This window comes from Kocuria sp. UCD-OTCP (assembly GCF_000349605.1).
Classification (GTDB): domain Bacteria; phylum Actinomycetota; class Actinomycetes; order Actinomycetales; family Micrococcaceae; genus Kocuria; species Kocuria rosea.
Genome location: NZ_KB714684.1, coordinates 67,417 through 87,224, shown reverse-complemented (window position 1 = coordinate 87,224; position 19,808 = coordinate 67,417). Strand labels below are relative to the sequence as shown.

Annotated in this window: 21 protein-coding genes; 8 read left to right on the top strand and 13 right to left on the bottom strand. The window is 73.2% G+C overall.

Features of this window, described 5'->3' with window-relative positions:
* Positions 1-41 precede the first annotated feature (41 nt).
* Genes H488_RS35135 through H488_RS35120 form a run of 4 tightly spaced genes read left to right on the top strand, consistent with a single transcriptional unit; the run spans position 42 to position 4,666 of the window.
* Positions 42-1,448, top strand: a complete 1,407-nt coding sequence (locus H488_RS35135) for an extracellular solute-binding protein (protein ID WP_031283819.1) — start codon at positions 42-44, stop codon at positions 1,446-1,448.
* Positions 1,445-2,395, top strand: coding sequence for a carbohydrate ABC transporter permease (locus H488_RS35130; RefSeq protein ID WP_017834957.1), 951 nt, complete (start codon positions 1,445-1,447; stop codon positions 2,393-2,395). Before H488_RS35135 ends, H488_RS35130 begins: the two co-directional genes overlap by 4 nt.
* A 28-nt stretch (positions 2,396-2,423) precedes the next feature.
* Positions 2,424-3,311 (top strand): carbohydrate ABC transporter permease, encoded by an 888-nt coding sequence (locus H488_RS35125; protein ID WP_017834956.1) that lies wholly within the window; start codon positions 2,424-2,426, stop codon positions 3,309-3,311.
* Positions 3,308-4,666, top strand: coding sequence for a glycoside hydrolase family 32 protein (locus tag H488_RS35120; RefSeq protein WP_017834955.1), 1,359 nt, complete (start codon positions 3,308-3,310; stop codon positions 4,664-4,666). Before H488_RS35125 ends, H488_RS35120 begins: the two co-directional genes overlap by 4 nt.
* Here the strand turns inward: H488_RS35120 and H488_RS35115 are convergent.
* The 7 genes from H488_RS35115 to H488_RS35095 all read right to left on the bottom strand — a co-directional run bounded on the left by H488_RS35115 (position 4,632) and on the right by H488_RS35095 (position 11,097).
* Complete coding sequence (locus H488_RS35115) at positions 4,632-5,657, bottom strand: LacI family DNA-binding transcriptional regulator (RefSeq protein WP_017834954.1); 1,026 nt, start codon at positions 5,655-5,657, stop codon at positions 4,632-4,634. The genes H488_RS35120 and H488_RS35115 overlap by 35 nt on opposite strands.
* 85 nt (positions 5,658-5,742) lie before the next feature.
* Positions 5,743-7,092, bottom strand: coding sequence for a hypothetical protein (locus tag H488_RS35110; RefSeq protein WP_017834953.1), 1,350 nt, complete (start codon positions 7,090-7,092; stop codon positions 5,743-5,745).
* Between the two features lie 212 nt (positions 7,093-7,304).
* On the bottom strand, positions 7,305-7,469 hold the full coding sequence (locus tag H488_RS37565) for a hypothetical protein (RefSeq protein ID WP_017834952.1): 165 nt from the start codon (positions 7,467-7,469) through the stop codon (positions 7,305-7,307).
* Positions 7,470-7,759: 290 nt separating this feature from the next.
* The gene (locus H488_RS37560) at positions 7,760-8,596 is read right to left on the bottom strand and encodes a hypothetical protein (RefSeq protein WP_017834951.1); all 837 of its coding nucleotides are present in this window, start codon (positions 8,594-8,596) and stop codon (positions 7,760-7,762) included.
* A gap of 148 nt (positions 8,597-8,744) precedes the next feature.
* The gene (locus tag H488_RS0119270; RefSeq protein WP_150110419.1) at positions 8,745-9,536 is read right to left on the bottom strand and encodes a VC0807 family protein; all 792 of its coding nucleotides are present in this window, start codon (positions 9,534-9,536) and stop codon (positions 8,745-8,747) included.
* Positions 9,537-9,546: 10 nt separating this feature from the next.
* Entirely contained in the window at positions 9,547-10,167 is a 621-nt protein-coding gene (locus H488_RS35100; RefSeq protein WP_017834949.1) for a TetR/AcrR family transcriptional regulator, read from the bottom strand.
* Between the two features lie 78 nt (positions 10,168-10,245).
* Positions 10,246-11,097: a helix-turn-helix domain-containing protein gene (locus H488_RS35095; RefSeq protein WP_158279183.1), complete on the bottom strand. Its 852-nt coding sequence runs from the start codon at positions 11,095-11,097 to the stop codon at positions 10,246-10,248.
* Positions 11,098-11,182: 85 nt separating this feature from the next.
* Here H488_RS35095 and H488_RS35090 point away from each other — a divergent pair, with 85 nt between their 5' ends.
* Together H488_RS35090 and H488_RS35085 are read left to right on the top strand one after the other, a co-directional pair.
* Positions 11,183-11,770 (top strand): dihydrofolate reductase family protein, encoded by a 588-nt coding sequence (locus tag H488_RS35090; protein WP_017834947.1) that lies wholly within the window; start codon positions 11,183-11,185, stop codon positions 11,768-11,770.
* A 76-nt stretch (positions 11,771-11,846) separates the two neighbouring features.
* On the top strand, positions 11,847-12,218 hold the full coding sequence (locus H488_RS35085) for a VOC family protein (protein ID WP_017834946.1): 372 nt from the start codon (positions 11,847-11,849) through the stop codon (positions 12,216-12,218).
* 95 nt (positions 12,219-12,313) lie between these two features.
* Here H488_RS35085 and H488_RS35080 read toward each other — a convergent pair whose 3' ends face one another.
* Positions 12,314-13,093, bottom strand: coding sequence for an alpha/beta fold hydrolase (locus H488_RS35080; RefSeq protein ID WP_081615864.1), 780 nt, complete (start codon positions 13,091-13,093; stop codon positions 12,314-12,316).
* Positions 13,090-13,704: a hypothetical protein gene (locus H488_RS35075; protein WP_017834944.1), complete on the bottom strand. Its 615-nt coding sequence runs from the start codon at positions 13,702-13,704 to the stop codon at positions 13,090-13,092. Before H488_RS35075 ends, H488_RS35080 begins: the two co-directional genes overlap by 4 nt.
* A 102-nt stretch (positions 13,705-13,806) precedes the next feature.
* On the opposite strand from H488_RS35075, the gene H488_RS35070 reads away from it, so the two are divergent.
* Positions 13,807-14,793 (top strand): GlxA family transcriptional regulator, encoded by a 987-nt coding sequence (locus H488_RS35070; protein WP_035923709.1) that lies wholly within the window; start codon positions 13,807-13,809, stop codon positions 14,791-14,793.
* Between the two features lie 35 nt (positions 14,794-14,828).
* Here H488_RS35070 and H488_RS35065 read toward each other — a convergent pair whose 3' ends face one another.
* On the bottom strand, positions 14,829-15,419 hold the full coding sequence (locus tag H488_RS35065; protein ID WP_017834942.1) for a GNAT family N-acetyltransferase: 591 nt from the start codon (positions 15,417-15,419) through the stop codon (positions 14,829-14,831).
* Between the two features lie 191 nt (positions 15,420-15,610).
* Between H488_RS35065 and H488_RS35060 the strand changes: the two genes are divergently transcribed.
* Positions 15,611-16,483, top strand: a complete 873-nt coding sequence (locus H488_RS35060; protein WP_017834941.1) for an NAD(P)H-binding protein — start codon at positions 15,611-15,613, stop codon at positions 16,481-16,483.
* A gap of 35 nt (positions 16,484-16,518) precedes the next feature.
* Here the strand turns inward: H488_RS35060 and H488_RS35055 are convergent, their stop codons facing one another.
* The 3 genes from H488_RS35055 to H488_RS35045 all read right to left on the bottom strand — a co-directional run bounded on the left by H488_RS35055 (position 16,519) and on the right by H488_RS35045 (position 19,636).
* Positions 16,519-17,109, bottom strand: coding sequence for a dihydrofolate reductase family protein (locus H488_RS35055; protein WP_017834940.1), 591 nt, complete (start codon positions 17,107-17,109; stop codon positions 16,519-16,521).
* A gap of 104 nt (positions 17,110-17,213) precedes the next feature.
* Positions 17,214-18,074: a phosphotransferase family protein gene (locus H488_RS35050; RefSeq protein ID WP_017834939.1), complete on the bottom strand. Its 861-nt coding sequence runs from the start codon at positions 18,072-18,074 to the stop codon at positions 17,214-17,216.
* 77 nt (positions 18,075-18,151) lie between these two features.
* On the bottom strand, positions 18,152-19,636 hold the full coding sequence (locus tag H488_RS35045; protein WP_017834938.1) for a selenium-binding protein SBP56-related protein: 1,485 nt from the start codon (positions 19,634-19,636) through the stop codon (positions 18,152-18,154).
* Positions 19,637-19,808: the final 172 nt, after the last annotated feature.

Here is a 19,808-nt window from a genome sequence, read left to right as displayed (position 1 = left end):
GAACCTGACACGTGTTAGTTCAGCAGAGTGAGGACACGCGGATGACTGCAGCGAGCAGCATGACCCGTCGCGCGCTACTGGGGGTCGGGGGCGTCGCCCTGGCCGGGGCCACCGTCGGGGCGTGGCCGCGCCTGACCGCCTCCGACATCCCCGGTCGCGGGGAGGACGTCCTGACGGTGGCGATCCAGGGCACGTCCCAGGACGCCGCGAAGCGCCAGCAGCTGGTGGACGAGTTCCGGGCCGAGCACCCGGACATCCCGGTGCGGATCCAGGCCGTCCAGAGCGCCGACTGGGGGGACTTCTTCTCCAAGATCCTCACCATGGTCGCGGCCGGCCAGGCGCCGGACCTGGTGTACGTGGCCACGGAGGGCACCCAGCTGTTCGCCGACCGGCTCGCGGTGCCCCTGGACAGCTTCGTCCAGCGGGACGCCGCCACGATGGGGGAGTACTTCCGCGACGTGCACCCCAGCCTCGTGGAGGCCTTCATGTACAAGGGGAACCTGTACCAGCTGCCGCTGGAGTTCAACGCGGCCAACATGTACCTCAACACGGCGGCGCTGCGCCGGGCCGGGGCGGAGCGGCCCGCCGACGACTGGACCAAGGACGACTTCACGGGGCTCATGCGCGCCATGCAGCGCTCCAACGAGGGCTCCTTCCGCCCCTACTACTGGACCAACCGCCTGTTCGGCGGCGTGGTCCCCTGGCTCTACGCCAACGGCACCAGCTTCCTCACCGAGGAGAAGGCGCCGGGCGGCGGATGGCTGTGGAACGGCTTCTACGGGGACCACCCGGCGGGTGCCGACCGCAGCGGCGGCTACCTGTGGACGGGCTCCAACGTCCGGGACGAGCGGGTCACGGAGACGTTCGACTACCTGCGGGAGCTCGTGCAGGAGGGCCTCGGCGTGCGCCCCGAGGAGGGCGGCGGCAACGCCCTGATCGGCCTGTTCGCCTCCAACCGCGTGGGCGCCACCCCGGCCGGCGGCTACTGGGCGCAGGGGCTGAACGAGGCCGGGATGGGGCCGGAGGCCTTCGACGTGCAGTTCTTCCCGCGCTGGCGCACGCAGCGGCACCAGTTCGGCGGCGCCGGCTACGCGCTGATGAAGACCTCGGAGCGCAAGGACCAGGCGTGGGAGTGGATCAAGTTCACGGCCCGCAAGGAGTCGATGCAGCTGGCCACCCCCCACCCGAACACCACGCCGAGCCGGCGCTCCATGGTCACCGCGGACTTCTACCGCGGGACCGGTCCCGAGCACTGGCAGGTCTTCTACGACACGCTGGACCGCTTCCCCAGCACCGGTCCCATCCCCGCCCCGCCGCAGCAGGCCGCCGTCGAGTCCGCGCTCATGAAGAACGTGGCGGTCGCCATGGGCGGCGGCGCCGGCCAGATGACCTCGGCCCTCGACCGGCTCGACACCGAACTCGCTCTCATCCTCGGGGAGGACTCATGACCACCATCGCACCGGCACCGGACGTCGCCCGGACCACGGTCTCCGCACCGGCGCCGCAGCCGCGGCGGACCCGCTCCCGGGCCGAGAGGTGGATGACCGTCGTCTTCCTGGCCCCCACCGTCATCGGGATGGGCGTCTTCACGGTGCTGCCCATCCTGGCCTCCGTGGTGCTGGCCTTCTTCCAGTGGGACATCATCTCCGCGCCCGAGTTCGTGGGGCTGCGCAACTTCACCGAGCTCGTCACGGATCGGACCGTGCGGGTCTCCTTCCTCAACACGATCGTGTTCGTGGTGGTCGCGGTGGCTCTGCAGCTGTCCCTCGCGATGACCCTCGCGGTGCTGGTGCAGGGGAAGATGCCGAGCTGGTTGCGGCTGTTCTTCCGCTCCACGTTCTTCTTCCCGCTCATCCTCTCCGCGGCCAGCGTCTCGATCTTCATGCGCTACATGTTCAACGAGCAGTTCGGCGTCGTGAACTGGCTCCTCACCAATGTCGGCCTGCCCGCGGTGCCCTGGCTGACCACCACGACCGGGGCCTCGCTCGTGGTGGTGCTCGTTTACGTGTGGCAGAACTTCGGCTTCACGTTCCTGATCCTGCTCGGCGGGATCGCATCCATCCCCAAGGAGCTCTACGAGGCGGCCGACCTCGACGGCGCCAAGGGCTGGTCCAAGTTCCGCAACGTGACCCTGCCCCTCGTCAGCCCGACCCTCCTGGTCGCGTCCGTGACGGCGATCATCACGGCGCTGCAGGTCTTCGACCAGCCCTACGTGCTCACCCGCGGCGGCCCCGGGGACTCGACCCGCTCCGCCGTGATGGTCGTCTACCAGACGGCGTTCCAGCAGCTGGAGTTCGGCAAGGCGTCCGCCATCGGCCTGGTGCTCATGGTGCTCATCATGCTCGTCACCCTGGCGCAGTTCCGCCTCTCCCGGCGCTACGTCCACTACCAGTGAGCTCTCCCGACCGACGAAGGACCACCTCATGTCTGCACCCGCTCACACCCCGTCCCGGACGGCCGGCTCCGCGCCCCGCCGTCGTCGGCGCCGGGGGCTGCCCACCCCGGGACGCGTCGCCGGCTTCCTCTTCCTGCTGGTCGCCGCCGTCGCGGTCCTGGGACCCGTCATGTGGACCCTGTCGACGTCGCTGCGAAGCCCCAGCGAGGCCTTCGACCTCCCGCCCAAGTTCTTCCCGACCGACCCGGACACCACGGCCTACGCCGAGGTCGCCCGGCAGATCGACCTGGTGCGGCTCGTCCTCAACAGCGCGCTGGTCACCGCCCTCATCGCCGCCGGGCAGATGCTGACGGCGGCCATGGCCGGGTACGTCTTCGCCCGCATGCGCTTCCGGGGCTCCGGGCTGATGTTCGGCGTGGTCCTGGCCACCATGATGGTCCCGGTCCAGGTGACGATCGTGCCCGTGTTCATGCTGGTCCGCGGCATGGGCCTGGCCGACACCCTCCTGGCGCTGATCATCCCGGCCATCCCCACCGCGTTCGGCACGTTCCTGATGCGCCAGTACTTCATGGGGCTGCCCAACGACTTCGCGGAGGCCGCCGCCCTGGACGGGGCGAGCCCCTGGCGGACCTTCTTCTCCATCTACGCGCCGCTGTCCCTGCCGGGCATGGCCATCGTGGGCATCCTGGCGTTCAACTACCACTGGAACGAGTTCTTCCGGCCACTCATCCTGACCATCTCGGAGCAGAACTTCACCCTCCCCCTGGGCCTCGTGTCCCTGCAGGGGAACCTGGGCACGGGCTCCATCTCCGTGGTCCTGGCCGGCGTCGTGATCTCCATGATCCCCGCACTCATCGTCTTCGTCTTCGGGCAGCGCTATCTGCGCGAGGGCCTCACCGCAGGAAGCAGCAAATGACCCTCTCTCCCAGCACCGCCTCCGCCGTCCTGCCCACCGGCCGGGCCTTCCCCCGCACCCACCCCCGGCCGGCCCGGGGCTGGCTCAACGACCCCAACGGGCTGTGCCGGGTCGACGGCACCTGGCACGTGTTCTTCCAGTACAACCCCGGCTCCGCGCGCCACGACGCCATCCAGTGGGGGCACCTGTCCTCACCGGACCTGGTGACGTGGCAGGAGGAGCCGGTGGCCCTGCGCCCGCAGCAGCACGGCCCCGACGCGTTCGGCTGCTGGTCCGGGGTGCTCACCGTCGACGAGGGGCGCCCGGTGGCGGTCTACAGCGGTGTCGAGGCCGGCGACGACCGGTCCCGCGTGACGCTGGCCACCGGCTCGGAGGACCTGCGGTCCTGGCGGCAGGAGGGCGTCACGGCGGCGGAGATGCCCGCGGACCCCGACGTCGTCGCGGTGCGCGACCCGTTCCTCTTCCGCTGGGCGGGGCGGCGGTACGCCCTCCAGGGCGCGGGGCTGGCCGACGGCCGGGCGGCGATCCTGCTCTACGACGCCGCCGACCTGGCGCACTGGACCTACCTGGGCGTGTGGCTGACCTCGGACCACCCCGTGCTCAGCGCTGACCTCGACGCCTCGATCTGGGAGTGCCCCCAGATCTTCGAGGTGGTCGAGGGCGAGGTGTCCCGCTGGGTGCTGATCGTCTCCCGGTGGATGCGCCAGGAGGACGGGTCGGGCCGGCTGCAGGACGTGCGCTACATCGTCGGGCACATGGACGCGGACCCCGATAACGACAACGACAACGACGACGACGGGGCCCGGGCCCGGGGAGCCGCCCCCCGCTTCACCCCCGAGGCCTGTGGCGCCGTGGACACGGGGCCGGCCTTCTACGCGCCCCAGGTGCTGGCCCTGGAGGACCGCACCCTCCTGTGGGGCTGGTCGTGGGAGACGCGGCCGGAGGAGGTCAGCGACGAGGAGGGGTGGGCCGGTCTGCTCACCTGGCCGCGCGAGCTCCGCCTGGACGGCGACGTCCTCGTCGCGGCCCCCGCAGCCGAGTGCGCGGGGCACCGGCGCGAGCCCCTCGAGCCGGCGTCCGCGGACGGGACGGTCGAGCTGCCGGACGCCGCCGAGCTCCGCGCCACGGGCCCGGACGCCGCCGTGCGCCTGCTGCTGCGCGGTCCCGCCGGCGAGCGCGAGGTCTGGTCGGGGCGCGCGGGGACGGTCGTGGTCGACGGCTCCCTGGTGGAGGTCTACGCGCAGGACGGGCCCTCCCACACCCTCCGGGCCTATCCGCAGGACGGCGAGACCTGGTGCGCGGCGGTCGAGCCGGGCGCGGTCACCGGGTGGGCGCTGGGCCCGTCGACGCCCTGACGATCAGCGGGCAGTCGATGCGCTCCACCGCGGGCGGGACCTCGAGGCCGTGGAGCTGCTCCAGGAGCAGCTCCACGGCGCGCGCCCCGATCCGCAAATGCGGCAGGGCGACGGTCGTCAGCGCGGGGACGAGCTGATCGGCCACGCTCTGCTGGTCGTCGACCCCCACGAGGGAGAGGTCCTCCGGGATCCGCAGGCCGGACGCCGCCGCGCAGAGCAGCACGCCCGTGGCGGTGCGGTCGTTGGACGCGAGGACCGCCGTCGGCGGCTCGGGCAGGGCGAGCAGCCGCTGCGCCGCCCGGTAGCCGTCCTGGATCTCCCAGCCGGTCGGCTCGACCGTGAGCCGCAGGCCCTCGCGGCCGAACTCCGCGCAGGCCGCTTCGAAGCCCTGCCGGCGCAGCGGCGTGGCCGGCGAGTCGGACGTGCCGGTCAGCAGGGCGATCCGGCGGTGCCCCAGGCCGAGCACGTGCTCGGTGGCACGGCGCATCCCGGTCACCTCGTCCGGGATCACCGCGGCGAGCCGCTCCTGCGGGTCGTAGCAGTTGGCGAGCACGGCGGGGCGGTGCAGCAGCGGCTCGGGCGGGTCCAGCTCCACGAGGCCGCCCGTGGCGTAGACCAGCCCGTCGACGTGCCGGTGGATCAGGGCCTCGGCGAGCTCGAGGTCGCGCCCCGGCACCCCTTCCGTGTCGGCCACGGTCAGCACGTAGCCCGCCGGGCGGGCGACGGAACCTGCGCCGCTGATGATCCGGCCGGCGAAGGGACTGGTCACGATCTCGTCGGTGATCACGCCGATGGTGTTGGTGCGCTGGCTCTGCAGGGCGACCGCCACCGCGTTCGGCACGTATCCGAGCCGCTGCACGGCCTCCCGGATCCGCTGCTGGGCGGTGGGCGAGACGTTGCCGTCGGCGTTGTTGTTGAGGACCATCGAGACCGCGCTCCGGGAGACCCCGGCCTCGCGCGCGACATCGGCGGCAGTGGGGTTGCGGGCCATGTTCCTCCGGCGGTAGCACCGGTCTCGAACCGGGTCGGTGTGCGGCCCCCAGTCTATCGGGGACGTCCCGCCCGGGGCCGGGGGCTCAGCGGACGAGGGTGAAGAGGATGCCGCTGATGGCCACGAGCCCGGCGACGGTCACGAACACGTTGGAGAGCTGCCCCCGGTAGGGCGCCAGCGCCGGGATCCGGCGCACGGCGTACATCGGCATCAGGTACAGGATCACGGCGATGACGGGCCCGGCCAGGGACTCGATGAGGGACAGGATGCTCGGGTTGAGCACCGCGGCCGCCCACGTGGTGAGGAAGATGAAGACCGCGATCCCCCGGCGCAGCGTCCGGTCCTGCGGCTGCCGGATCCGTGCGGGCAGCATGCTGCGCACGATCCCCGCAGCGCCCTCGCTGGCGCCCAGGTAGTGGCCGAAGAACGAGGAGACGATCGCCACGATCGCCACGGCGGGGCCGAGGTAGCCGATCCAGGGGTTGTCCTGCACGTTGGCCAGGTGGGAGAGCACCGGGAGGTTGGCCTCCCGGGCCTCCTGCAGCCCGGTGGCGCCCAGGGACAGGACGCAGGACCAGACGAAGCCCATGGTGAACAGCACCAGCAGGACCGTGGTGCGGCGCAGCACGCGGGACGCCGCCGCGGGCGCGTCCGTCCCGTGCTCGCGCTGCATCGCCAGGGAGAACTGCGAGATCGCGGGGGAGTGGTTGAACGCGAACACCAGCACCGGGATGATCAGCCACACCGACAGCGTGAGCTCGCCGGCGGACGGCACCACGGCGAGGTCGCCCACCTGCCAGGTGGGGACGAGATAGACCGTCACCCCCAGCAGGGCGAGGATCAGCGGGTAGACCAGCCACCGGGTCACGGCGAGCATGAGGCGCTGACCGGCGACCATGACCAGCATCATCAGGGCGATCAGCACCCCGGAGAGCAGCACGCGGGGCACCGGCGGCACACCCAGCTGGTTGACCAGCAGGCTCTCGACCGTGTTGGTGATGCCCACCCCGTAGATCAGGACGATGGGGTAGATCGCGAGGAAGTACAGGACGGTGATCACCCGCCCGGCGCCCTCCCCGAAGTAGTCGCGGGCCACGACCGTGATGTCCTCGCCCTTCCGCGGCGAGGCGCAGACGAAGCGTGCGAGGGCCCGGTGGGACAGGTAGGTCATCGGCCCGATGAGGACGGTCACCACGAGCAGCGGCCACAGGCCGCCGGCCCCCGCGTTGATCGGGAGGAAGAGGATGCCCGCGCCGATGGCGGTGCCGAACAGGCCGAGCATCCAGCCGGTGTCGACCGCGGAGGGCCGGCTCCGGGCACCGGGTGCCGCGGTCGAGCGGTCCGGGGCGGGGGTCGTGGTCGTCGGCGTGGTCGTCGGGGCGGAAGCAGGTTCTGCGTCGGCGGAGATCGTCCGCGGGGCAGGGGAGCGCGACATGGTGGTCCTCGCTGGGTGCACATGGGTGGACCTCAGGGACGATACCAGCCGGACCGTGTCCCTCCGGGCCTCGGACTGCGCCACTCCTGGGCAGCGGCATTCGCGCCCCGGAACCGCCGCCGGGACGACGACGGAGCGACGGCCCGGCACGACCGGTGTGCCGGACCGACGCTCCGTCGGCGGGTCAGGACCGGCACCTCGGTGCCGGCGGGTCAGTGCTGTCGCAGGGGGCGTCCCACGATCCCGGTGGACACCGCGAAGTACGCGGCCGCCGCGAACAGCAGCGTGGCCCACCCGTAGGCCTGGGACCCCAGGGCCAGGACGGCGCCGTTGGCGACGAACAGCATGACGGCCGCGACCGTCAGCCACTGCGCCACCTGATTTCCGCGAACCTCTCGAACCCCTGCCACTGTCATCCCCTTCGTCGATCGCCTCCCGCCTGCGACCGCAGCCGGGATGAGGCCAAGTTAGGTGCCTTTCGGGACATATGTCAGTCGACTTAAGTCCAGACCTCGTGGGGGCCGCGCCAACATCGGGCCTGGTCAGGGGCAACAGGCGAACATGACGAAAGATGGCGCGGCCTGGGTCCAGGAACAGGAGCCGGCACGGGAAGGGGCGGGGACGTGGTGTCCACGTCCCCGCCCCGGTCCTTCCGGTGTGCTGCCGGCTACGGCGCCGCGGGCACTGCCCCGGCGTCGGCGCCCGGCACGGCCTGCTCGGCGGCCGCACCGGCACCCGGCTGGACGGTGTCGGTCTGCCCGCTCTCCGCCTCCTGGCCGCTCGTGTCCGGGAGGGTGCCGCCGGTCGTGGTGTCGTCCTCGGTCACCGCCTCGTCCGCGGGGGCGACCTCGCCCGGGACGACTCCGCCCGGGGCCACGGTGACCTCCGCGTCGGGGACGGTCCCCTCGGCGGGGGCCACCTCGCCGGTGCCGGCGGCCGGGTCCTCGGCCGGGGCGGGGGCGACGTCGCTGCGCACGGAGACCGACTCGCTGCCGGTCACGGTGCGCTGGATCGTGCCCGTGCCCCCGGAGAGCTCGGTGCCGGTGAGCGCCTGGATGCCGAAGATCGCCGCGACCGCGAGGCCGAGGACGGCACCGGTGGAGACCAGGATGGGCTTCAGGCGCGGGCGCAGGGCGGTCCAGCGGCTGCCGGCGGCCACGGCGGTGCTGCCGTCCGACTCGGAGGCGTCCAGGCCGGGGCGGGCGAGCACGCGCTGGGCCACGGTGCTCTTCACCTTCTTCAGGCCCCGGCGGCTCTTCTCGAGCGAGGCCGAGTAGAGCACGATGGCGATGCCGGAGACGATGCTGGTCAGCGCGGCGCCGAGGACGGTGCCGACGACGCTGAGGTGGCCGCCGATCACGGACATGGTCGCCGCGGTGGCGGCGCCGGCGAGCAGGCCCGGGATGTTCAGGGCCGGGCTCTTCTTCTCGGGCTGCTCCTCGGCCGGTGCCTGCGGATGGTCCTCGGCCGCGGGAGCCTCGGTGCGTGGTTTTTCCAGAGTCATGCTGTCCTGCTTCGGTTGCGGGGAAGGGGGTGCTGATCCCCGCGACGATGCTCGGGCCAGCCTTCCCCATTATCCGGACCCACCCGGGAAAGCACAGGCCGAGTGGGAACTCTCACACCTCGCGGTCCCCTGGGAGCGCAACGTGGCGTCAAAGGCCCAGGTCACCGTCCGGTCCGCTCCGGGCGCCCGGGCCGCCGGGCACCGGGGGCGACCCGGCCGCCGTGGCCGGCGCGGTGGGCGGGCCCAGGTGCCGCCGCCCGTACGCCTTGCCGCCCTGGACGACGGCGACCAGCAGCACCAGCAGCAGCGCCGCGGCGGCGGCCGGGACCGCGTCGACGGGCAGGGTGTAGGCCATGACCGCTCGGGCGCCGGTCGCGATCAGGAAGGCGGCTCCCCACCCCGCTGTCATCGTCCGGAAGATCCGGCGGAACACGGGGTCGTGCTCCCAGTCGTGCCTCCAGCGGGCGGCGGCCTCGGCGGGCATCAGGGCCACGGTGGCGTCGAAGAGCGCGGACCGGCCGCCGGCGAGGCTCGTCAGCAGCCACGCGCCCAGCAGCGCGGTGAGCCAGCCGCCCAGGGCCATCAGCAGCCGGGCGTCGGCCGTGATCAGCCCCACGGCGGTGTTGAGGGCCAGCACGGACAGGGTGAAGGCCCCGAGCCGGTCCAGCCGGCGGGTGCGGGCCGCGGCACCCAGCACGCGCAGCAGCGGGGCGAGCCCGCCGAGCACCAGCGCCACCCAGGGCTCCGCCCCGGCCAGCCGCAGTCCGTAGTACAGGGCGAAGGGCAGGACCAGGCCCGCGCCCAGCAGTCCCACCAGCGGATGGCGCCGGCAGCGCGCCGGCGTCCCGGCCGGCGCCCCGCCGGCCGGCGCCGGGTGCCGGTCGGGCGGCGCCCCGGCAGGTGGAACGGTCGGCCGCGGGGTGGGGTCCGGGACGCTCACAGCGCTCTCCTCAGGGTCTCTTCCGGGTCGCGAGCCCGACCACGGAGACGAGCTCGCGGGTGTAGGTGCCCAGGTCGAAGTCCGGGTCGGTGACCAGCCGCCCGGAGGCGGTGTCGATCGCCCCGCGGACGAGGATCGCCAGGGCGTGGGCGTCGAAGTCCCGGAAGACCCCGGTCTCCTGCCCGTCGCGCAGCAGGCGCTCCAGGTGGGCCAGCACCGGGTCGGCCCCGGACGGGGCGAACCGGGGGGCGCCGTCCGGGGCGCGCAGGTTCATCACGATCTCGGTGACCGCCCGGATGTCCGTCGGATGCCGGCCCAGGAAGGCGAGGTTCGCCTCCACGTAGGCGGTCAGCACCGCCGAGGGGTCGGTCTCGGCGTCGGTCCGGGCCGCGATGGCGGCCCCGGCGCGGCGGTAGACGTCGACCACCACCTGGGCCAGCAGCTCGTCCTTGGACGTGAAGTAGTAGGAGACCACGCCCTTGCTCACGCCGGCGCGGCGGGCGATCTCGGCCAGGGAGGCCCGTCCGTACCCGGACTCGGCGATGGCCTCGATCGCGCACGCCAGGATCTGGGCCCGGCGGGCCGTCTCCGTGAAGGTCGGGGAGTCACCCGACGCCTCGTTTGACCGCATGGTCAAAATATAGGCCGCGCGGTCAATCCGGGGAAGGGGAGGGCCGAGTGTGACGCTCCGCGGTCGAGGCAGGACTCGTCACACCGTCTGCGAGGACGGGGAGGGAAGAGGGCGTGTCCCGAGCAGGGTGAACGCGGTGGGCCGCCGTGCCCGCGCGAGGGCAAGGGGCGACTCGCCCGCGAAGCGCCGCACCTCCCGGGTGAGGTGGCTCTGGTCCGAGAGGCCGTGCCGGACGGCGAGCGCCCCGAGACTCCGGCTCCCCAGCTCCGCGTGCAGACGCTCGAACCGGATGACCTGTGCTGCGACCTTGGGCGGGACGCCGGTCACCTCGTCGAAGCGCGCGCGCACGTGCCGCACGCTCCAGCCCGAGCGCCGTGCCAGCTCCGCGATCCGCGCCTGTCCGCCCGTCCGCTGCAGCTCCGACCACGTCCACTCCACCAGGGCATCGGCCGGTGCCCCTGCCCCGGCGAGCCGCACCAGTTCCCCGACCACGATCGCGAAGCGCTGGGGCCAGCCCGGCGCCTCGGCGAGCCGGTCGGGCAGGTCGTGGCCCCACCGCGGCACCAGGTCCGCCAAGGGCAGGACGTGCCCGGCGGTCTCCCGGCCCGGCATGCCCAGCAGCCGGCAGGCGCCCGGTGGGGTCAGATAGATCTGCACGGACGCGTGCCGGTCGAAGAAGACCGTGCGCACCGGACCGGGCATCAGCCCGGCGAGGAAAGCACCGTGGGCCGTCTCCGCTCCCGCGGGAAGCGCCCGGACGTGCAGCGGTGAGGTGAAGGAGATCTCCAGCACCAGGAAGCTGCCGGCCGGCTGCACCCGGGACCGCCCTCCCGGCGGAGCGAGTTCGTCATGGCCCACGATCCCCGCCACCAGCCCCCGCAGCCGAGGCGGCACGGCGTGCCGGAGGACCGTCGGCGCGGACCCGCTCACGTCTGCCCTCTGTGCCGTGCCGCTTTCTTCAAGACACCCTCGGCCCCGGAGTCCTACCGTCGGAGGAGGACGAGGAGAGGACCCCATGATGGGCGCGCTGGTCATGATCGAGTTTCTGACGGTCGACGGAGTCATGCAAGGGCTGGGGTCACCCGGGGAGGACCCGGAGGGCGGGTTCGTGCACGGCGGCTGGGGCGCCCCCTACGCCGGGAGCGTCCACCAGGTCACCGCATCCGCGGGGTTCGCGAGGACCTCGAGCTACCTTTTCGGGCGCCGGACCTACGAGAAGATGGCCGCGTTCTGGCCCCACCAGCCGGCCGACGACCCCGTGGCCGCGCATCTGAACGCCACCCCCAAGTACGTGGCCTCCCGGACCCTGACCGAGGCCGCGTGGCCGGGGACACGGATCCTCTCGACGGACGTCGTCGACGCCGTGCGGGGGCTGAGAGCGGGCGAGGACGGGGACATCGCAGTGCTGGGCAGCGGCGTGCTCTGCCGGGAGCTGCTCGCGGAGGACCTGGTCGACGAGATCCGGCTGTTCGTCCACCCACTGCTGCTTGGATCCGGCAAGCGGCTGTTCGGCGAGCTGCCGGTCCCGCGCCGGCTCGTGCTGAGATCGGTCGCCAGGACGGACCTCGGGACCGTCGCGCTCGTCTACGGCACACGGGCGTGAGCGGCCCGCCATGATGGGGCCGTGAGGCCGGTCGACCTCACCTGTCCATGAGGAAGAGCTGACACAGGAGGAACTCATGATCACGAACGTGGCGGCGGCGGTGCTGTACGTCGGCGACCAGGACGAGGCCCTGGCGTTCTACCGGGACACCCTGAGGTTCGACCTCGTGACGGACGCCGACATGGGCGGGGGCGCTCGCTGGATCGAGGTCCGGCCCCACGGCGCGCAGACGTCGATCGTCCTGTCGGCGGCCTCGGCCTCCGGCAAGGACCCCGGCGAGGGCGCCCACCTGACCTTCACCGCCGACGACGTCGCGGCGACCGTGGCGGAGCTGCGCTCCAGAGGTGCCACGGTGTCCGATCCGGTCAGCGAGCCGTGGGGGACCTACGCCACCGTCGACGCGCCGGACGGGCACCGGCTGCAGTTCCACGAGCGTCGGGGCCGCTGACGGCCGCTGCCGCCCCGTCCCGGTCCGGACCGGGACGGGTCCGCCGGGCGCGCTCGGCCGCGGCGAGACGGTCCCGGTGCTCCATCAGGACGAGGTCAGGGGTGATGAGTGTCGTCATCGGGACTCCTGCGGGGAGGCGGCGGTCCGCGGTGTGACGTGCGCGCACCGGGTGTCGTGGCCCCGAGGGACCGGTGGTAGGCGACCAGCCGGTCGGCCAGTTCCGCGGGGTGCCCGAGCATCGGGCAGTGGTCGCCGGGCATCACGTCCGGTTCGAGGCGCAGACGGTCCCGGGTGACGCGACGCATGAACTCCAGCGGCAGGAACCGGTCGCCGCGGCTCAGCAGCACCCGGGTGGGAACCGCCGGCCAGGAGGCCATCGGCCAGGGCGCCTCGAACGGGGTGGCCGACTGCTCGCGCTGGTGGCGGAGGAGCTCCTGGGCGAGCCCGGCCGGTGTGTCGTGGAGCATGAGGTCCAGCGGATCCACCGGCGCGGCGGGGTCCCGCCCGTCGAGCGCGTCCTGCCGCTGCCAGGCCTGGGCGTGGCCGGTGTTCCCCCACCAGTCCCCGGGGGCCTCGCCGGGAGCCGGGATCTGCGCCTGGAGCATGACCAGCAGAGCGGCCGAGACCCGTTCCGCCACGAGCGGCGCCGTGAACCCGCCGAACGAGTGCCCGACCACCACGGCGTCCCGGCGGGTGCCCAGCGCCTCGACCACGGTCGCCGTGTACTCGGACAGCCCGGCGGCGTCGTCGTCGACCGGCAGATCGGCCGCGACCACGTCATGACCACGGGCCCGGAGCTCGGCGCTCAGCAGGTGCCAGTACCAGGCGTCCACCGCCGCGGCGTGGACCAGGGCGAAGACAGCCACCGGGCTCATCCGGCGAGGGCGAGAGCGAGGACGCCGACCCCGAGGGCGAGATCGAGGGCACCGCACCACTCGGCCAGCGACCGCGAGACCACCTCGTGGCGGTGCCAGTGCACCAGGTCCCACGCGGCGTGGCCGATCAGGCCGGCAGCGACCAGCACGCGCCCGGCCTCCGGGGAGAGCCAGAGCGCACCGAGTCCGAGCGCCATGAACCCCACGGCGGCGAACGGCTGCCAGCGATAGGCCCCGGGCCGCGAGAAGGTGCCCCGGACCGCGCCGACGACGACGGCGCCCAGCACGACCGCGGTCATGGCGGCCAGTTCGACGACCGGCCCCGCCCCGGCGAGCCGGGCGGTGACCACGAGGACGACCAGGACGGCGAGCACCGGCCAGGACCAGCGGGGACGGACGAGCACGGCGATCACCACGTACCCCGTCGTCGCCAGCACCAGCACCAGGAGCACGGCTGTGACGCTGCGCGGGTCGTCGGTGGCGAGGTTGAACGCGGCGAACGCCAGGCCGAGGATCGCGGGCCACCGCCGTGCGATCGCCCGGACGGGTCGGGGCGCCGACGATGTCGGCGCCGGAGCGGAGAGGGTTGCGGACGGAGGCCGGTGGTTCATGCCACGAGGGTAGGAGCGGCCGGACGTCACTCTTCGGGCCCGTCCTCCGCTGCGTCCGGAATCCTGGGATACTCGTCCCACACCGGGTGACAGGGGAACCTGATGGCTGATCGTGCCACGGCGGTGATCGCCTACGACGGGGCGGAGCTGCTCGACATCGCCTGCATCACCACGCCCCTGGCCCTGGCCAACATGATCGGCCGGCCGCGCGACCCCTACCGGGTGCAGGTGCTGAGCCTGCGCGGGGTCCCGATCCGCTGCGAGACCGGTCTGACCCTGCAGGCGGACGGCGCCCTCGAGCACGTGCTCGGACCGGTCGACACGATGATCGTGACGGGCGGCCTCGGCCACCACCGCGCCGCCGACGCCGAGCCCCTCCTGCGGCACGTGCGGCGCCTCGCGGCCACGAGCCGGCGGGTGGCCTCCGTGTGCACCGGCGCCAGCGTCCTGGCCGCCGCGGGGCTGCTCGACGGGCGGCGCGCCACCACGCACTGGCGCTTCGCCGCCGACCTCGCGCGCCGCTATCCGCAGGTCGAGGTCGACCCGGACCCGATCTACATCCGTGACGGGCGGATCGCCACCGCGGCCGGGGTCACCAGCGCGCTGGACCTGACCCTGTCCTTCATCGAGGACGACCACGGCGTGCCGCTGGCCCGCCAGGTGGCCCGCAACCTCGTGACCTACCTGCAGCGGCCGGGCAACCAGGCCCAGATGAGCCTGTTCACCGGCGTCTCCGGAGGAGGCAACGACGTGGTGCAGCAGGCGATCGGGTTCATCACCACCCACCTGGACGCGGACCTGTCCACCGCGGCCGTCGCCGACCACGTCGGGGTCAGCCCCCGCCACCTCACCCGCCTCTTCGACGCGCACCTGGGCCTGCCGCCGGCCCGGTTCGTGCGGGAGGCCAGGACCGACGCCGCCGCCCGGCTGCTGGAGTCCAGCTCGTTGCCGGCGGCCGCGATCGCCCAGCGGTGCGGGTTCGGCTCCGCCGAGGCCCTGCGACAGAGCTTCGTAGGCCGGTACGCGATCTCGCCCACCGACTACCGGGCCCGCTTCAGCCGCCCGCCCCGGGCCGCGCCCGCGTCCTGACCGCGTGCCCGGTGCGGGCCACGCTCAGGCGCCGCTCACCGCAGCGGCAGCCGCATGAGCACGCGCGGGAAGCCGTTGAGGACCGAGGTGGTGTCGGCGGCCTGGGTGAAGCCGGCGCGCTCGAACATGGCGCGGGTGCCGACATAGGCCATCGTGGTGTCGACCTTCCGGTCCCCGTTGTCCACCGGGTAGCCCTCGACGGCCGGCGCGCCGTGGCCGCGGGCGTGCTCCACGGCGCCCTCGAGCAGGGCCTGGGCCACACCCCGGCCCCGCTGGCCGCCGCGCACCCGGAAGCACCACACGGCCCAGACCGGGAGGTCGTCGACGTGCGGGATGCGCCTGCTGTGGGCGAAGGAGTGCAGCTCGGCCCGCGGGGCCACGCCGCACCAGCCGACCACCGTCCCGCCGTCGTAGGCGAGGACGCCCGGCGGGATCGGCCGGGCGCACAGCTCCTGGACCCTCTGCGCCCGTTCCCGGCCGGTCAGCGCGCGGTTCTCCTTGGAGGGGAGCCGGTAGGTGAGGCACCAGCAGACCGCGGAGTCGGGGTTGCGGGGGCCCAGGACGGTGGCGACGTCGTCGAACCGCTCGCTCGTCGCCGGTCGGATCGTGAACGCGGTGGAAGTCATGATCGTTCCTCGCTGCTGGGCGGAGTGGCGCCGGCCGTGCTCTTCACCGAGGGAGAACCCGCCGTCCGGACCACCCTACGGGCGGGCCACCCTCCGGCGGGTGCGGACGGCGGCGGAACCCGGTGCGCCGGGGCAGCCGGAGTCGTAGCGTGGTGGGAGCACCGGACTGCTCGAGGCAGAGGGGACCCGTCATGAGGATCGTCGTCACCACGCCCACGGGGCACGTGGGCTCCCGCGTCGTGCGGCTGCTCGTGCAGGCCGGGCTGCGGCCCACCGTGCTCGTGCGCCGCGCGTCCCGCCTGGACCCGGACCTGCGGGCCCGGTGCGAGGTGGTCGAGGGGGACCAGGGCGATCTCGCCGCCGTGACCCGGGCCACCGCCGGGGCCGACGCCCTGTACTGGGTGAACCCGCCGACGGACGACGACGACCCCGTCGCCGGCTACGCCCGGATGGGCGAGGTCGCCGCCGCTGCGGTGGCCGGGAACGCCGTGCCGCGGGTGGTCTTCCAGAGCAGCGTCGGCGCCGAGGCCCGGCACGGGTTCGGGGAGATCGACGGGCTGGCCCGCACCGAGGAGCTGCTCGACGCCACGGGCGCGCACGTCACCCATCTGCGCTGCGGATACTTCTTCACCAACCTGCTGCTGGATCTCGAGTCGGTGCGGTCCGGGGTGCTGAGCACCACCCTGCCGGTCGATCACCGGATGCCCTGGGTGGACCCGCGGGACATCGGGGACGTCGCCGCCGTCCGGCTGCTGGCCACCGACTGGACCGGCCGGCACACGCAGGGCGTGCACGGGCCCGAAGACCTCTCCTTCGCCGAGGCCGCCCGGATCGTGGGGGAGGCGCTCGGGCGCCCGCTGACCGCCGTCCAGGTGGCCGAGGCCGAGGTCGCCGGGATCCTGCGCTCGGCCGGCCTCACCGACGCGCAGGTCGAGGGGGTGCTGGGGATGTCCCGGGGGCAGCGGGGATTCACCCCGGAGAACCCGCGGGAGCCGCTCACCACGACGCCCACTGCACTGGGCGCCTGGGCCCACGCCGTCCTCCGGCCCGCGCTCGCGGCCTGAGCCGGCCCGCCGACCCCGGAGCGGTGCCCGACGGGTCAGGACGAGGCGACCGGGCGGCGGTCCCAGGTCAGGACCACGTGGCCGCCCTCGAACGTGCTGACGTCCGTCAGGTCGAACCGGGCGGGCGAGAACTCCCCGGCGTCGAAGGCCGGCCGCCCGGCCCCGGCGAGCACCGGGTAGAGCTTGACGACCACCCGGTCGATCTCCGGGAGCACCGCCGCGGCCAGCGACGCACCGCCGACGAGACAGACGTCGAACGGCGAGTCCTCGGCCTTGAGCGAGCGCACGAGCCCGGCCGGGTCCTCGCGCACGACCGTCACCTCCGGGGTGAGCTCCTGCTGCGTGGTCGACACGACGTACTGGCGCAGGTGCGCGTAGGGACTGACCACACCGATCGCCAGGGCCGGTTCGTAGGTGCGCCGGCCCATGACCACGGTGTCGAAGTGCCGGTGTGGCGCGTGGTCAATGCCGAGGTGGGTGCGGACGTGGGTCGGGAGGGTCTCGGGGTACTCCTCGCCCAGCCAGGCGCCGTAGGCGTCGGAGAGCGGGAAGAAGTCGGTCTCGTCGTGCGGGCCGGCGATCCGGCCGTCGATCGAGACGCCGATGAAGTAGGTCAGTCGTCGCATGCTGCCATTCTCGGCCGGTGCACCGGGCGACGTCACGGCATTCCCGGACGACGACGGGCGCGGTGCCGCGCGGCCGCCGCCGAGGGTCCGCTCCGGGGTCCGCTTCACCGCCCGCGCCGGACGCGGTCGAAGGTCTCCCGGGCGACCTCCCACGTGGTCTTGCCGACGTCGAAGTGGTCGGTGAGCATGTACACCCCGATCCAGCGCTGGTACGTCCAGGCGCGGTCGAGGAGCCCGGGGTCCCTCGGCCCGGTGTAGCGCTCGTGCACCGCGCGGACGAAGTCCTCGCCGTACTCGTGCAGCTCCGCGAAGTCCACGGCCGGGTCACCGACACACATGTCGCTGAAGTCGATCACGCCGAGCCGGGCGTCGTCGTCGTCCCAGAGCAGGTGCCGGCTGTAGACGTCGTTGTGGACGACCACCTCGGGGAGGTCGGCGGCGAGGAGCGCGTCGACGTCGGTCAGGATCCGCTCCACCTCGTCCAGCTCTGCCGGGGTCAGCACGGCGGGCAGGTGCACGGCGGCCGCGCTGCGGACGTCGTCCTGGTCCTCGGCCAGGAAGGACGCCGGCACCTGCTCCAGCGGCGTGCCGGGGACGGGTGCGGTGTGCAGGGCCGAGAGGAAGCCGGCCAGCTGGTCCACGAGCGCGTCGCGCGCCGTCCCGTCCAGGGAGGCCAGCACCTCCGGCTGGAGCGTGCGGCCGGGCAGGAGCGGGTACCCGGCGAACGAGCCGTCCGGCGCCACGCGGTCGTAGCGCGGGATCCGCACCGGCAGCCGCGGGGCGAGGTGGTCCAGCACCGCGATCTCCCGGCCGAGCGCCTGCGCGTAGGGCGCCTCCTGCGGGAAGCGGAGCACCAGGGCCTCGTCCAGGACGACGACGACGTGGTCCCAGCCCTCGGTGATCCGCCGCGCACTCGACCACGTCAGCCCGGGGAACGCCGCCGCGATCCGCTCCAGCTCGTCCATGCCGTTCCTCCGTCCTGCTCCGGATCCGTCCGGCGCGGGCTCCTTGCGTGCGGCGGTGGCGGTGCCGAGCGCGCGGGTCAGGTGCGGTAGCAGTAGGAGTCGGAGGACGCGTCCCCACCCTGCAGCCGGATCTGGTGGACGCGCAGTCCGCGGAAGTCCTCCTGGGAGAGGAAGAAGTCCTCGTCGACCGACAGGCCGCCGGTGTCGGTGTCGGCGTCGATCTTGGCCATCCAGGCCCCGATCCCGTGGGGGTAGAACTGGTCGTCCCAGGCCCCGTAGAGGGAGTTGGTCACGTAGACCCGCCTGCCGTCGCGACTGGTCTCCACCATCTGCGGGCCCCCGCCGAGCCACGTGCCCGGGGCGGAGGGGTGGGCGGCGCGGTCCCCGATCCCGCCCAGACGGACCGATCCGGTCTCGCGCGGGTGGGCCGGATCGGAGACGTCGTACTGCTTGAGCTCCCCGGTGCCCCAGCAGGAGACGTAGAGCCAGCGGTCGTCCACGGACAGGGAGATGTCGGTGACCAGCGGAGGCACCGCCCCGAACGGGCGCAGCAACTCCGGCAACCTGTCCGCGTCGAGGGGTTCAGCCGGGATGGAGACGACCTTCTCCGCCGTCCACTCCCCGGTGCCGGTGCGGTGCCAGTGGAAGATCGAGGCCGAGAGATCCTGTGTGGAGATGGCCGTGTCCACCAGCCCCCAGGTCGCCTCCGGATCGTGGGCCGGACGCAGCTCGAGGGCCATCTGGTGCTCGGGCCCCAGCTCCACGCGCTGCAGGTGCTTGCCGGCGGCCAGGTCCCAGAAGTGCAGGGCGTGGCCGTACTCCTGGTTCAGCAGTTGCTCGGCGACCACGCCGTTCTCCACCATCGCCGGGGTGCCCCACTCGCTGGTGACCAGCGTGTTGTGCATCAGGTGCCACCAGGCGTCGTAGGCCAGGTGCTGGGGGCCGCGGTCGGTCTCCCACCGCCCGACCACGTCGAAGGTGTCGTGGTCGAGCACGGCGATCCCGCCCGGCCCGCCGTCCCCGGACGCCGCCCCCAGGCAGGAGAGGTAGACCCCGTCCGGGCCGCAGTGCAGGGTGTGCGGGCGGGAGTATCCGGCCTTCTCGGCCAGCTCCTGCGCCGTGATGGTCTTGATCACCTGCGGGGCGCGGGGGTCGGGGTGGGTGTCGGCGACGTGCACGTTGGAGGACCGCAGCCCAGGCATCAGCAGGTACCGGCGGGACAGACCGGTCATGTCGTGCCCTTCGTGCATGAAGGCGCTGCTGCAGGCGTTCCAGCCGAAGTGGTGCAGCTCGTCCCCGGTGGTGGGCATGTCCTCCCACCCGACCACCGTGCCGTAGGAGGACGAGTCCGGGTCGAGGTCGACGACGGTCAGGGCGTCGGGGCGCTCTGCGGCGCGGTCGAAGGCGACCACGTACGCCAGCTTCTCCCGCGGGGCGGCGATGGCCTCGGCCGGGGAGCGGTAGAACGTGGGGTCGGTCGGCGAGGACGCGGCGGCATCGGTCCCCTCGTCGTGGCCGCCGCCGGGCCCGGTGTGGTGGTGGTCGTGGCCGTGGTGTCTCATCGGAACTCCCCAGTGCTGGACCTGTGCAGCACCATTTTCCCATCCCGCCCGCGAGCAGACCAGAGCGCACGGAGGGCGTTCGGGCCGCGCACTGCACATCGGGACATCAGAGGTCTTCATGAAGGGATGTTGCTCGGCCCCGCCCGCCGGACGGCGCCGACCGCATATGGTG